Consider the following 12,880-nt stretch of genomic DNA (forward strand, 5'->3'; position numbering starts at 1 on the left):
ACAAGACGCTAAGGCTGGTCAATGTGGCACCGCAGACGATCTACTTTTCCGACCGCCCGGTGCGTGTCGCCGGCCATATTACGATGCCGGCCTATCTCGAAGAGTGGACCGCCGCTGCCGGGCCGAACAACTTCAGCAAGGATCCGCCCAACGCCACCCTGTCGGTCTATCAGCCAGGGGAAAGCGCGAACACGCTGACGGTGGTCGAGATCAGCAAGCCGGTCGTCGAGGGCAAGGACCTGGTGTACAGTTACAAAGTGATCGAAGGCAAGGTGCCGACGGCCGGTGGCGTGACCTCCTTGTTCATCGACTGGATCGGTCCGGGCGGTGGCGTGGGTGTCGGCTTTCATGGCGTCGGCGTCGGTCGGCGTGGGGTTGGCTGGCGGTAGCTTTGGTGTGCAGGCGCAGCGACAACATTGATGGTTATTGACGATTGGGGAAATGCATGATTTCTTGGCCGGTTTGGATGGGTGAGGGTGGCCGCAGGGCGGCGAAGGTCGCCTTGTGTGCGGGTGCGCTGCTGGTCACAGGACAGGCGGCGGCGGGAGGTCTGATCGCCTACGAGGTCGGGACCGCCGATGTCGGGCTCGCCTCGGCCGGCTACGGCGCGCGCGCACAGGATGCATCGACGGTGCTCAGCAATCCGGCCGGCATGACGCGGCTGGAAGGCACCCAGTTCCTCGCGGCGGGGCAGCTGTTGTGGGACAACACCAAATTCTCGCCGGGCGCGGGCACCTCGCCGGCACTCGGCGGCGACAATGGCGGCAATACCGTGGGCTGGGACGGCTGGTTCCCCGGTGGCGGTGGCTTCCTGAGCTACAGTGTTTCGCCCGACCTCAAGCTCGGCTTCGCTCTTACCGGCAACTTTGGCGCCCCGCTGACCTATGATAACGACTGGGTCGGCAAGTACTACGTCCAGAAAGCAACGATACTGGGGATCTCCTTCCTGCCGTCGATTGCCTACAAAGTCAACGACAAGCTTTCGCTTGGCGCCAGCGTGAACGCCATGTACGGCATCTACTCCAACCAGGTGGCGATCAACAACGTCGCGCCCGGCGTTGGCGATGGCCGGCTCAAGCTTGAAGACAACACCTGGGGCTGGGGAGTCAACCTCGGTCTGCTCTACGAAATCGATCAGGGAACGCGGCTGGGGCTTACCTGGAATTCGCAGATCGATCTCGACTTCAAGGCGCCGGCAAAGTTCTCGAATCTCGCGCCAGGGCTCAACACCGTGCTGGCCAATCGCGGGGCGCTCGACGCAAACCTCAAGTTGGGCATCAAGGTCCCGCAGCAGGCAATGGCCAGCGTGTTTACACAAGTGAATGATCGCTGGGCGCTGCTTGGCAGTGTCGGCTGGCAGCAGTGGTCGAAGTTCGGCCAGGTCCAGGTGGGTATTGACGACACCAACAATCCCGCCAGCCTCACCGCTGACCTGAAATTCAAGGACACCTGGCACCTCGCGCTGGGCGCACAACACCGCCTGAGCGAACCCTGGCTGCTCAACTTCGGCGTTGCCTACGACTCCGCCATGCAGTCGGGCGATGTCTCACCGCTGCTACCGGTGAACTCGGCCTGGCGCTTCGGTGTCGGTGGCGAACAACAGTTGAGCAAGAACGCCGCCTGGGGTATCGCCACGGAGTACCTGTACGGTGGGACGCTGGACACCAAGCTGCAGAGCACGCTGCCTGTTGCGCTTGGCGGACGCGGTGACGTCGTCGGCTCGTACAAGAATACCGGGACGATTTTCGTTGCGGCCTACTACAACTGGAAGTTCTAATCCGGCGAGATGCCGGGTTCGCGCCGTGCGCCGCTTGAGGAGTGAGGGTTGCGCAGATGAGGCGTGCCGGTGACTGAGTTGGCGGCATCGTCGCAGCCACTGATCGCCTGCCAGGAGTGCGATCTGCTGCAGCGGATTCCAGCGCTTCCAGTGGGTGGCAGGGCGCGCTGCGCGCGTTGCGGCTTCGTGCTGGCGGCGAGGCCGAGCGACCCGCTCGAGCTGCCGCTGGTGCTCACGCTCACCGCGCTGATCGTCTTCGTTGTCGCTAACACCATGCCGCTGATGGATCTGTCGGCGGTCGGGCGGTACGCGAGCACGACCATCCTCGGTGGTGCCTGGCAGATGTGGCTGGACGGTGAACGGATCACCGCCATGATCGTCACTTTCTGTGCGGTGATCGCCCCCGCGTTCTTCCTTCTTTTGATGCTGACCGTGCTGCTCGCTGCGAGGCGGCCACCCCTGCCGCACTGGAGCGGCGAGTTGCTGCGCTGGGGCTTGCATATGCAACCTTGGGCGATGTACGACGTGATGTTGCTGGGCATTCTGGTGGCATTGATCAAGATCGCCGAACTGGCAACCGTAAACCCCGGCGTCGGGATGTATGCGATGGGCCTGCTGGCTGTTCTGCTGCCGGCGATTTCGGTCACTTTCGACGCCCGAGAAATCTGGAAACGGGTCGAATGGAAGCATGGCGACGAACTCGCTGCAGCGGCATTTGCCGACGAGAATTATGTGGAGCGCGGCCGATGAGCGGCGCTCTCGTCACCGGGGCGCAGGCGGGACTGGTCTCCTGCGAAACCTGCAAGTTGCTCACCCGGCCGGTGCACGCCGAGCATGCCGGCCACTGCCCGCGCTGTGGCGCAACACTCGAAGTTCGCCGCGTGCAGTCGTTGCAGCGTACCTGGGCGTTGCTCATCGCCGCGGCAATCTGCTACATCCCGGCCAACCTGTTGCCGGTGATGGTCAGCAACACCTTTGCCACCTCCGATGCCGAAACGATCATGGGCGGTGTCGTTTTCCTGTATACCTCCGGATCCTGGCCGCTGGCCTTGATCGTGCTGGTGGCGAGCGTGATGGTGCCGCTTGGCAAGCTCGTCGCCCTCGGCTATCTTCTGGTGAGCGTTCAGCGCGGCATGGTAGGCAGCCACCACGAGCGCGCGCGTTTGTTCCGGATGGTCACCTTCATCGGTCGCTGGTCGATGCTCGACGTCTTCGTCGACACCTTTACCGTCGCCCTGGTGCAGTTGCAGCCCCTGATGTCGGTGCTTCCGGGTCCCGGCGTGTTGTTCTTCGCAGCGGTGGTGGTGCTGACCATGCTCGCGGCGGAGGCCTTCGATCCGCGCTTGATCTGGGATTCGGCAAACAATATGGAGAAGCAGGATGGCTGACGGTAGCGAACGCGACGACCTTCCCCAAGCGACAGTCGTGCCGAAGAAGCGGACCCGGGTGTCGACGGTGTGGATCATCCCGATCCTCGCCGCGGTGGTGGCCGGCGGTATTGCGGTGCAGCGGGTGCTCAGTGAAGGACCGACAATTTCCATTGTGTTCAAGGCAGCGGAAGGGATCGAGGCCGGCAAGACCTTCGTCAAGTACAAGGATGTCAACATCGGTCAGGTGACGGCTGTACAGCTTTCCGAGGATTACACCAGGGTCACGGTAACGGCCAAGATGGCCAAGAGTGCGGCCGGGCTGGTGGTCGAAGACGCGAAGTTCTGGGTGGTGGAGCCGCGCGTCTCGCTGAGCGGTGTGTCTGGCCTGGGCACGCTGCTCTCGGGCAACTACATCGGCTTCGAGGCTGGCAAGTCCAGTCAGGCGCAGGGCAGCTTCCACGGACTCGAAGTGCCGCCGATCATTACCGGCGACCAGCCAGGGCGGCAGTACGTGCTGACCGCGGCAAACCTCGGCTCCCTGGGCATCGGTTCGCCGGTCTATTTCCGTCGCTTGCAGGCCGGCCAGGTCGTCGCCTACGAGTTGGCGAAGGACGGCAAGGCGGTCGAGATCAAGGTTTTCGTGCACGCGCCCTTCGACCAGTACGTCACCCCCGAAACGCGTTTCTGGAACGCCAGCGGGGTTGACGTCTCGCTCGGCGCGGAGGGCGTCGATGTACGCACCCAGTCGATGGTCGCGCTGATCGCCGGCGGCCTGGCTTTCGAAACCCCGTCGTTTGCCGCGCAAGCAGCGCCTGCCACCGCCAACGCGGTCTTCACTTTGTTTACTGATCAAGCCGGAGCAATGAAACAGCCGGAGCCGCTCGCCAGGCGCTACCTGCTCTATTTCACGGAATCCCTGCGCGGCCTTTCGATCGGCGCGCCGGTTACCCTCCTCGGCCTGCCGGGGGGCGAGGTGACCGACGTCGGGCTCGACATCGATCCGGTGACGAAGCGCCTGCGCGGGCGCGTCGAGTTCGTGGTTTTCCCCGAACGTCTGGTCGCGCAGTTGAGCGCCGCGCAAGTGGAAAGCGGCGAGGCGCTCGCCCGCACCACCAAGCAGCGCCAGGAGTTTTTCGCGCGGATGGTCGAGGATCAGGGCATGCGTGCCCAGATTCAAAGCGGCAATCTGCTTACCGGACAGCGCTATGTGGCTTTCGATTACCATCCCGACGCGGCGAAGGTGAAGATTGACTGGAGCAAGGAAAAGCCGGTATTGCCAGCGGTCCCCAGCACTCTCCCGAACTTTGAGGCGAAGATCGGTAGCATTCTCGCCAAGCTCGACAAACTGCCGTACGAGGCGCTTGGCGCCGATACCAGGAAAGTGCTTGAAACCTTCAATCAGACGCTGAAGGATACGGACAAGGCGGTGAAGCGGATCGATGCCGAGGTCACGCCGGAACTCAAGAAAGTGCTCGAGGAATTCCGCCGCGCGACGGCCTCGGCCGACCGGGCGATCAAGAACACCGATACCACGCTGCTCGCCCCGGACGCGCCGGGGCAGCAGGAGTTGCGTGATGCGATGCGCGAGGTTACCCGTGCGGCCCGTTCGTTGCGGGTGCTGACCGACTATCTCGAGCGCCATCCCGAAGCGCTGATTCGCGGCAAAAACTGAGGAGAAACCCTGATGCGCCATCTCGCCGCGTTCGCGCCCGCCTGCCTTGTGGTCGCCATGGTCACCGCCTGTGCCTCGGCGCCATCGCAGTTTTACGTCTTGACCAGCACCGCCGCCCCGGCTGCTCTGGTGTCGAGCGTGTCGATTTCTGTCGGGCCGGTGTCGGTGCCGACGGTCGTCGATCGCCCGCAAATCGTCTTGAACACGGCAGCCAACCAGTTGCAGATGGACGAATCGAAGCGCTGGGCGTCACCGCTGGCCGACAATATTACGCGGGTGGTGGTGGCCAACCTGGTGCGGGAACTGGGCACCGCGCGCGTCTGGGCCTACGGCCAGACCACGTCGTCGAGTGTCGACTATCAGGTGCTGATCGACGTGCAGCGGTTTGACTCCGTGCTCGACGAGTCGGTCGAGATCGACGTGCTGTGGACGGTGCGCCCGGCCGGGGGCGGGGCTGCGAAAAGTGGCCGTTCTCTGGTGCGTGAGGCGACTGCGGGCAGCGGCTTCGACGCGCTGGTCGCTGCGCACAGCCGGGCCTTGGCGCGGGTCAGCGCTGACATTGCGGTGGTGATTCGCACCTCATGATGCGGCAACTGCGGTCAGCGGAGACATTGTCGGCGCTGCGCTGCAAGGGTCTGTGGGTCCACCTGGCGCTGTCGTTGCTCGTCGCCGTGTGGCTTGCGCTACCGGCGACCGCTGCCGAACAGGTCGATTTGGCCGCTGGCGTGGCGGCCGAGAACGCGGCCCTGGCGGCCCGGATTGCCGCCGACACGACGGCACTCGAACAGGCGCAGGCGAATCTTGCGCAGCTGCGCGAGCGGCGGAACCAACTCGCCTTGAGCATGCAGCGAATCGAGCGTCACGCGCAGGTGCATGCGTTGGGCAGGGTGTTTGCGCAGACGGTTATCGAGCAATTGAGCCTGTTACCCCGGCCCGAGGGTCTGCAGGCCGCGCGTCGCCAGCGCGAAGGCCAACTGGAAGCTGCGAGCGACGCCAGCCTGCGCGCTGAACGTGTGCTGGACGAACTCGCGGACATGGAAACAGTGCTCGTGATGCGTTTTGCGCAGACCACGCCACGCCTCCCGGATACGCTGTGGCCGCAGTTCTCGGCGGTGGCGCGGCCGCTGTTCGGCGAGCAGCGTACCCTGCTGAGCCGTCTCGACGCGCTCCAGGACCAACTGGTGCACGTTCTGCAGGAGAGCAACGTTGCCGCACTGGATCTGGCGCAGCGCACGCAGCTGGCGCGTGCGGAATTGAGCCGGCTACTATTCTGGGTGCCGGCGCGGCCAAGTTGGCAGACTATCGGCGAGGTGGTTCCCGCGTGGGCGTGGATGAGTTCGGCAGACCACTGGCGTGCCGCTGCCGTCGTCCTCGCCGAAGAACTGGCGTCGCGGCCATTCTGGCCGACGCTGATGCTGCTGCTGGCGGTAGCGCTTTACCTTCTCCGCAAACGCTTGCAGGCGCGCTTGGTCGTGCTCGCACCGACTACCGAGAATTCGAACCGCTACTGGATCGGCTACACCGTTACCGCGCTGGCGATCACCGTCGCGCTGGCGCTGCCGGGCCCGCTGGTGATGTGGACGGCGGCGAGCCTGCTCGCCGAGGCCCTCGACGCGAAGGCGTTCGCTCTCGCGCTCAGCGCTGCGTTGGTGGCGGTGAGCAAACTGCTGCTGGCCCTGTCTGCTTTTGCCTGGTTGCTCGAACGGCGCGGTGTGGCCGGCGGTCATTTCGGCTGGGACGAGTCCTTGCTGAGCTTCACCAGAGATGCGCTACGCAGGTTTTACGTGCTCTTCGTGCCGCTGATGTTCGTCGCCACGCTGAACGGACTGGACCATGCACCGTATGCCAACCGCGAGAGCCTCGGGCGGACCAGCTTGAGTGTCGCGATGATCGTTTTCGCGATCTTTCTCGTGCACATGCTGCGGCGCAAGAGTCCCTTGATCCAGCGCCTCTACGCGCGAGCACCGCGCAGCTGGGCGGTTCGCCTGCATGCGCTGTGGTTCGGCGCAGCGGTTGCCGTACCGTTGGCGATTGCGGTGTTGGCCGCCGCTGGCTACGTCGTCGCCGCCGGCTATTTTTTTGGCCATACGCTGATGTCGCTGTTCATGGCCCTCGGTGCCGTGGCGCTCTATGGACTGATTGCGCTGTGGGTGCAGGTCGAGCGGCGACGCCTGCGGCGTCGCCAGGCACTGGAGGCGTTGCGACAAGCCCGGGAGGAGGAGGGTGGCGCGGGTAGCGAAGTCGCGGAGCCGCTGGCGCCACAGCTCGATATTGCAGCCATCGGCGAGCAGACGCGATCGCTGCTCGACCTGTTGATCACGCTGCTGCTGCTGGGCGGCATCTGGTGGGTATGGAAGGGCGGCGTGGCGACGCTGTCGGTCATCAGCGACTACACCTTGTGGACCTACCGTGCGACGGTGGACGGCCAGAGCACCACGCTCCCGTTGACCGTCGGCAACCTGTTCCTGGCGATGGTCGTCGCCGGGGTGACCGTGGTCGTGGTGCGCAATGTCGGCGCATTGCTCGACATCGTCTTGCTGCAGCGGTTCGAGGTGAAGGCCGACGCGACCTATGCGATCAAGGTAATGACGCGCTACGCGCTTGCTGCAGCCGGCATCGTCAGCGCCTTCAACATCCTCGGCGTCGGTTGGGGAGACGTGCACTGGCTGATCGCCGCCATGGGCGTCGGCCTGGGCTTCGGCCTGCAGGAGATCGTCGCCAATTTCGTGTCGGGCCTGATCGTTCTTGCCGAGCGCCCGATCCGCATCGGCGACATCGTCACTGTCGGCAATGTCACGGGCACGGTCGCACGTATCCGTGCCCGCGCGACTGCGGTGGTTGATTTCGATGGTAAGGAAGTGATCATCCCGAACAAGGCGTTCATCACCGAGCAGGTGGTCAACTGGACGCTGTCGAACCAGATGACTCGCCTCCTGCTCAAGGTCGGTGTCGCCTACGGGAGCGACATCGCTGTGGTCCAGCGCTTACTGCTCGAGGCAGCGAGGGGCAACGACGACGTCTTGGACGACCCGCAGCCGTCGGTCTTCTTCGTCGACTTCGGCGACAGCTCGCTCGACTTCGAAATCCGTGCCTTCGTCGATTCGTTTGACAAGCGCTTGCGTGTGCAGCACGAACTCAACTTCGCGATCGAGGCGGCGCTGCGCGAGAATGCGATCGAGATTCCCTTCCCGCAGCGCGATCTGCATCTGCGATCGGCAGAGGGGCTGGCCAGCCTTCCGGCCCTCGACCGCGGTCACGAGGCTGGCTTGTCGCCAGCTCTTGCCGAGCAAAACTCGCCACGCCAAACGACTTCATCACCATAATGATGCTCTTGCAGGACCGCCACCGGCGTGATGTGGGTGCTCGAGACCGTAGCGAAATCGAGAGCGACGAACCACGATTTACAGGAGAAAAGCATGAACAAAACAAAGCTAATCAAGGCCCTTGTCGGCTGGGCCGCCGGCGCTCTGCTGGCTGCGGTCCCGGTTCTCGCGCAGTCTGCGGGCGTCGAGGCACTGGCCGAGAGGCTGTTGAAGAACTCGACCACGTACCTGGCGGAACAGCAGGAGTTCAGTGTGAACGCGCGCAGCACCATCGAAGCGGTGCTCGAAACCGGGCAGAAGGTCCAGTTCGACAGCGCGGCGAAGATCTCGGTGCAGCGCCCGAACAAGCTGCGGGCCGAACGGCGCGGTGAACTTGTCGACCAGGTTCTTGCCTACGACGGGAAGTCGCTGACGCTCTACAACCTGGACCGGGAAACCTACGCAACGGTCGCCGCTCCTGGCACCCTGGAGGAGATGCTCGATTTCGCGCGGACCAAGCTGGATATCGTCGCCCCGGCTGGCGATCTCCTCTACCGCAACGCCTTCGAGATCCTGATGGATAACGTGACTTCCGGGTTTGTCGTCGGCAAGGCCGTCGTGGCGGGGGTGCGTTGCGATCACCTCGCGTTCCGGGGTGCCGGGGTCGACTGGCAGATCTGGATTCAGGAGGGCCGTCAGCCCTTGCCGCAGAAGCTGGTGATCACTTCGACGGAGGTCGCCAGTCTGCCGCAATTTACGGTGGTGATGACGAACTGGAATCGGGCACCGAAGTTCAACCGACGGACCTTTGCCTTCAAGCCGCCGAAGGCCGCCAAGAAAGTCGACTTCCTGCCCTTGGCCAAGGGTGGAAGCCAGTGAAATTGACCGCCAAGGAGTATGCGATGAACAAGACCATGAAATGGCTCACGGCCAGTGCTTTCTTTCCGCTGCTGCTGCTCGCCGACCTCGCGCCGCAGGCGCCGCTTGGATTGGCTTTCGTCCGCGACGCCATCGCCGTGGTGGGTATGCCGGCCACGCCTGGCTCGGTTGCCGGCGTAGCGCGACGCACGACGCGCCGTACTGCCGCCGTGGCCACAACTGCCGCCGTGGCGACGACGGCGGCCGTGGCGACCGCCGCGGCCGTCAACGCGCCACCGCCGCCACCGGCGGCTGGACCGGTGCCACTCGGAACGGTCATTTATGCTTTGCCGGCTGGCTGCGTCGCGACGCCGATCGGCGGCGTCGAGTACTACAACTGTGGGCCCGGGGTTTATTACCGAGCTGCGTTCCAGGGCGACAATTTGGTCTACGTGGCGACGCAGCCCTGAGCGGTGCGTCGCAGTTTGCTTCCCGACGTCGCATCGCGGCGGCAGGTTGCACGCCGACTCTTCGCGGCCGTCGGGGCGATCGCCAGTGGAACCGAGTAGTGACAGCTTCGTCGCTGTAGATTGTCAACCACGCTTCAACAAGGAGGCAGCATGGCCACACGACGTGGTTTCCTCACCGCGATTGCGCTGGTCGCGTCGATCGCACCGCTGAAGGTGGGGCTCGCGCAGACGGCGACCGAGAAGGCGAAGGAAGCTGATTTCCTGTTCGTCCAGAACGCAAAATCGATGAATTACGATAAGGCCACGGGGCTGCTGACGCTGAAGGGCGTCAGCCCGATGACGGTCTTTTTCACCGATCGTCCCGAACGTATCGCCGGCAACATGGCCACCGGCGACTTCGTGCCGTTCTGGAGCGAAGGCAAAAATAGCTTCCTCAAGGACCCCCCGAACGCGAACCTGTCGGTCCTGGGGCAGGGCAAGGAGGTCGGCGATGTCGTCGTCGTGCTGGCGAATCCGGTATTGATGGGCGACGATCTGTCCTATGGGGTAAAAATCCTGGAGGGCGAGATGCCCAGCACCGGCGGCCCGGTATCACTGTTCATCGACGTCATCGGCATGCCGCTGACACCGCTTTCGTTCGCCGGCGCAGCGCGGCGAACCGCCTACCGGCGAGCGGTCTGGCGGCGTTAGTCCGGCCCGGCTGGGCGACGCGAGCCGCGGCGCTTTCCGCCACCCGACGCACGCGATTCGAAATCCCGGCACCGGCAAGGCGCCGGGCCGACAAAGCAGAATAGCCTCGAGGACCAACCATGGGCCAGCGAAGCGGCATGCGCTACCTTCTTTTCGGGCTGCTCTTGCTGCTCGCGTTCCTGAGCTGGAAGCTGTTTCGCGGCGGTACGCAGGAGTTCGCGAACGATCTCGATCGTTTCAAGTACGGTTCCCTCGGTGCCGAACTGGCGGCCGGTATTCCGTATGAAATATTTCTGGCCTTGCCGCAGGTTTTCCCCGATCTGCTCGAACGCCACGCCAGCCAGGGGTGGGGGGCAGGAAAATCCGGGCGCGGCGGCTACGCTGCGTTCGGGCTCGCTTGGGAACGCGATCGTCCCTTGCCGATCGGCTTTTCGATCAAGCGGCTGGGCGTCGAGCGCGTTACGGTCACCTGCGCGCTGTGTCACACGACGGTCTATCGACTGGCCGCCAACGATGCGCCGCGCTACGCCCACGGCGGTCCGGGACACAGTGTCAATATCCAGGGCTTGCTGCGTTTCCTGTTCGCTGCCGCGCGTGACCCGCGCTTCAGTGCGTCCGCGCTGCTGCCGGTGATGGAAAAACAATCGCCGCTCGATTGGCTCGACCGTGCGCTGTACACGGTGGTGTGGATCCCGCTGACGCGCCTGGCGCTGCACGTTGCTGAAGGTCAGCTGGCGTGGATGGAAGAAAAGCCCGCCTGGGGTCCAGGGCGTGACGATGCCTTCAACCTGCCGAAGTATGTCCTCACCCAGGCGGCCTGGGACGATACTGTCGGCAACACCGATTTCCCCGCGCTCTGGCGTCTCGGCGGGCGGGCCGGGCAGCTGATCCATGCGGGCGGTGAGGCGCATACCGTCGCGGCGGTAATCGCCACTTCCGCGCTCGGCACCGGCGCCTTGCCGTTCGGCGAATTCGAAATGCGCAACCGTTGGCTTGAACGCTACCTCGGCGACCTGGCACCGCCGCCGTTCCCGGCGCCGCAGGATGCGCTGCTCTCGGCGCGCGGCGCCACCCTGTTCGCGGCCCACTGCGCCGCGTGTCACAGCAGCGGCGGTGCGCGAACCGGGCGCGCCATTCCGGTCGACGAGGTAGGCACCGACCCCGAGCACGTATTGACCTTCCAGGACAAGGACGCCAGACGCATGAATCGCGTGACCGCCAAGCTCGGCATGGACTACGCCGAACTGCAAGGCGCACCAGGCTACGTCGCACGGCCGCTGCTTGGCACCTGGGCGCTGGCGCCCTACCTGCACAACGGGTCGGTGCCGACGCTGCACGATCTGCTGACACCGCCGCTGCAACGGCCGACGGTGTTCTATCGCGGTTACGATGTGCTGGACACGGACAAGGTCGGATTCGTCGCCGTCGGCGAAGAGGCGCGGGCGAACGGGTTCCTCTTTGACACCCGTTTGCGCGGCAACGGCAACGGTGGTCACCGCTACGGTACGGCACTGGCGGCGCCGGAGAAGCGGGCATTGCTTGAATTCCTCAAGACCCTGTAGGCGCCGCCGGCACGCCAATTCGCAGAAACGGAAATGGGCATCGTGACCGGGTGCGTGGAGGGTTCTCCCGCGATCGCTGCGCAGAGCCCACCCGTAGTCAGCAGGGAAGCCTCTCCCGCAAGGTCTTCTAGCGCGATTCGAGTAGCTTGACCAGGGCGTGCAGGACGCGATTGGCTGGCGTCGGGATGCCCAGCGCTTCGCCTCTGCGCAATACATGACCGTTGAGATGGTCGATCTCGCTGCGCTTGTGGCGCGCCAGATCCTGTGCGGTTGACGACAGCTGGCCAGGCATGGTCTGCGCGATACCCTGCACGGCTTGCCAGATGTCAGCGCCGACGGAGACCCCTTCAGCTTGAGCGACGGCCAGGCACTCTTGCACCACGTCGCGCATCACCTCCTCGACACCCTGGCCCTGCACAAGGCGACCGTAGGGCAGCTGGGTGATTGCGGAGAGGGCGTTGTAGGCGCAATTGAGGATCAGTTTGGCCCACAGCGCACCCGCCACGTTGTCGGAAATCTGCACCGGCACGCCCGCATCGACAAACAGCCGGACCCACTCGTCACTGCAAGCGGATGGTCCGATGACCAGTTCCCCGCGACCGTGGTGCTTGACCCACCCTGGCCCCGCCATCTCGGTGGCGACGTAGACGACGGCCGGGGCGACTTCGCGGTGCAGCAGTGCCTGTAGTCTCTCGCTGTTGTCGACGCCGTTCTGCAGACTCAAAACGAATGCGTCGGGGTCAAGCTGCGGGCTCATTGCCGCGGCGGCGCTCTCGGTATCGGTCGCCTTGACGCAGCAAAGCACCAGTTTTGCGCCCTGGACGGCGGCGGCGTCCGTGCTGGCCTGCATCGGAATGTGTGTCTGGAATGACTGTGTATCCAGTAACAGGCCATCGCGACAAACCGCTGCCACATGCTGTTGGCGTCCGATCAAGACCACCGCATGGCCGCCTCGGGCGAGCATTCCGCCGTAGTAGCAGCCGACCGCTCCGGCCCCCATCACTGCAATTTTCATCTCGCTCCTTACAGGGCGTGTGGCCACCCCGGTCGAGGACCGTGTGCCTGCGAGCCCGAGATCCCGGTGGACGGGTGGTGATCGCCGGCTAAGCGCTGCGCACGCCTACTCCCACTCGATCGTCGCCGGTGGTTTGCCCGAGATGTCGTAGACCACCCGATTGA

General features: G+C 64.4%; 13 protein-coding genes. 11 read left to right on the top strand and 2 right to left on the bottom strand.

The window, feature by feature from the left end:
- The 11 genes from RUW20_RS06020 to RUW20_RS06070 form a co-directional block, all read left to right on the top strand.
- On the top strand, positions 1–389 hold a 389-nt coding region (locus RUW20_RS06020), incomplete at its 5' end, for a hypothetical protein (protein WP_313951296.1).
- A 56-nt stretch (positions 390–445) separates the two neighbouring features.
- Positions 446–1,777 carry an OmpP1/FadL family transporter gene (locus tag RUW20_RS06025; protein ID WP_313951297.1) on the top strand — a complete coding sequence of 444 codons (1,332 nt, stop codon included), beginning with the start codon at positions 446–448 and terminating at the stop codon, positions 1,775–1,777.
- A gap of 69 nt (positions 1,778–1,846) precedes the next feature.
- Positions 1,847–2,527, top strand: coding sequence for a paraquat-inducible protein A (locus RUW20_RS06030; protein WP_313951298.1), 681 nt, complete (start codon positions 1,847–1,849; stop codon positions 2,525–2,527).
- A complete protein-coding gene (locus RUW20_RS06035) occupies positions 2,524–3,165 on the top strand; it encodes a paraquat-inducible protein A (protein WP_313951299.1) in 642 nt (213 codons plus the stop codon). Before RUW20_RS06030 ends, RUW20_RS06035 begins: the two co-directional genes overlap by 4 nt.
- Positions 3,158–4,819, top strand: a complete 1,662-nt coding sequence (locus RUW20_RS06040) for an intermembrane transport protein PqiB (protein ID WP_313951300.1) — start codon at positions 3,158–3,160, stop codon at positions 4,817–4,819. The genes RUW20_RS06035 and RUW20_RS06040 overlap by 8 nt, the downstream gene beginning before the upstream one ends.
- 12 nt (positions 4,820–4,831) lie before the next feature.
- The gene (locus tag RUW20_RS06045) at positions 4,832–5,404 is read left to right on the top strand and encodes a PqiC family protein (protein WP_313951301.1); all 573 of its coding nucleotides are present in this window, start codon (positions 4,832–4,834) and stop codon (positions 5,402–5,404) included.
- A complete protein-coding gene (locus tag RUW20_RS06050; protein ID WP_313951302.1) occupies positions 5,401–8,142 on the top strand; it encodes a mechanosensitive ion channel domain-containing protein in 2,742 nt (913 codons plus the stop codon). Before RUW20_RS06045 ends, RUW20_RS06050 begins: the two co-directional genes overlap by 4 nt.
- 93 nt (positions 8,143–8,235) lie before the next feature.
- Positions 8,236–9,000, top strand: coding sequence for a DUF2092 domain-containing protein (locus tag RUW20_RS06055; RefSeq protein ID WP_313951303.1), 765 nt, complete (start codon positions 8,236–8,238; stop codon positions 8,998–9,000).
- Positions 9,001–9,023: 23 nt separating this feature from the next.
- Positions 9,024–9,449 (top strand): hypothetical protein, encoded by a 426-nt coding sequence (locus tag RUW20_RS06060; RefSeq protein WP_313951304.1) that lies wholly within the window; start codon positions 9,024–9,026, stop codon positions 9,447–9,449.
- Positions 9,450–9,599: 150 nt separating this feature from the next.
- Positions 9,600–10,139: a hypothetical protein gene (locus RUW20_RS06065; protein ID WP_313951305.1), complete on the top strand. Its 540-nt coding sequence runs from the start codon at positions 9,600–9,602 to the stop codon at positions 10,137–10,139.
- A 119-nt stretch (positions 10,140–10,258) separates the two neighbouring features.
- Entirely contained in the window at positions 10,259–11,701 is a 1,443-nt protein-coding gene (locus tag RUW20_RS06070) for a c-type cytochrome (RefSeq protein ID WP_313951306.1), read from the top strand.
- Positions 11,702–11,828: 127 nt separating this feature from the next.
- Here the strand turns inward: RUW20_RS06070 and RUW20_RS06075 are convergent, their stop codons facing one another.
- Together RUW20_RS06075 and RUW20_RS21655 are read right to left on the bottom strand one after the other, a co-directional pair.
- Positions 11,829–12,716 (bottom strand): 2-dehydropantoate 2-reductase, encoded by an 888-nt coding sequence (locus RUW20_RS06075; protein WP_313951307.1) that lies wholly within the window; start codon positions 12,714–12,716, stop codon positions 11,829–11,831.
- A 105-nt stretch (positions 12,717–12,821) separates the two neighbouring features.
- On the bottom strand, positions 12,822–12,880 hold a 59-nt coding region (locus tag RUW20_RS21655; protein ID WP_409559317.1), incomplete at its 5' end, for a hypothetical protein.

Origin of the sequence: Accumulibacter sp. (assembly GCF_032229525.1) — a bacterium.
In the GTDB taxonomy this organism is placed as follows: domain Bacteria; phylum Pseudomonadota; class Gammaproteobacteria; order Burkholderiales; family Rhodocyclaceae; genus Accumulibacter.

Bases quoted from the DNA above. Each gene is read 5' to 3' on its own strand.
- RUW20_RS06025 (WP_313951297.1), top strand. From the start codon at position 446: ATGATTTCTTGGCCGGTTTGGATGGGTGAGGGTGGCCGCAGGGCGGCG.
- RUW20_RS06035 (WP_313951299.1), top strand. From the start codon at position 2,524: ATGAGCGGCGCTCTCGTCACCGGGGCGCAGGCGGGACTGGTCTCCTGC.
- RUW20_RS06040 (WP_313951300.1), top strand. From the start codon at position 3,158: ATGGCTGACGGTAGCGAACGCGACGACCTTCCCCAAGCGACAGTCGTG.
- RUW20_RS06045 (WP_313951301.1), top strand. From the start codon at position 4,832: ATGCGCCATCTCGCCGCGTTCGCGCCCGCCTGCCTTGTGGTCGCCATG.
- RUW20_RS06050 (WP_313951302.1), top strand. From the start codon at position 5,401: ATGATGCGGCAACTGCGGTCAGCGGAGACATTGTCGGCGCTGCGCTGC.
- RUW20_RS06055 (WP_313951303.1), top strand. From the start codon at position 8,236: ATGAACAAAACAAAGCTAATCAAGGCCCTTGTCGGCTGGGCCGCCGGC.
- RUW20_RS06060 (WP_313951304.1), top strand. From the start codon at position 9,024: ATGAACAAGACCATGAAATGGCTCACGGCCAGTGCTTTCTTTCCGCTG.
- RUW20_RS06065 (WP_313951305.1), top strand. From the start codon at position 9,600: ATGGCCACACGACGTGGTTTCCTCACCGCGATTGCGCTGGTCGCGTCG.
- RUW20_RS06070 (WP_313951306.1), top strand. From the start codon at position 10,259: ATGGGCCAGCGAAGCGGCATGCGCTACCTTCTTTTCGGGCTGCTCTTG.
- RUW20_RS06075 (WP_313951307.1), bottom strand. From the start codon at position 12,716: ATGAAAATTGCAGTGATGGGGGCCGGAGCGGTCGGCTGCTACTACGGC.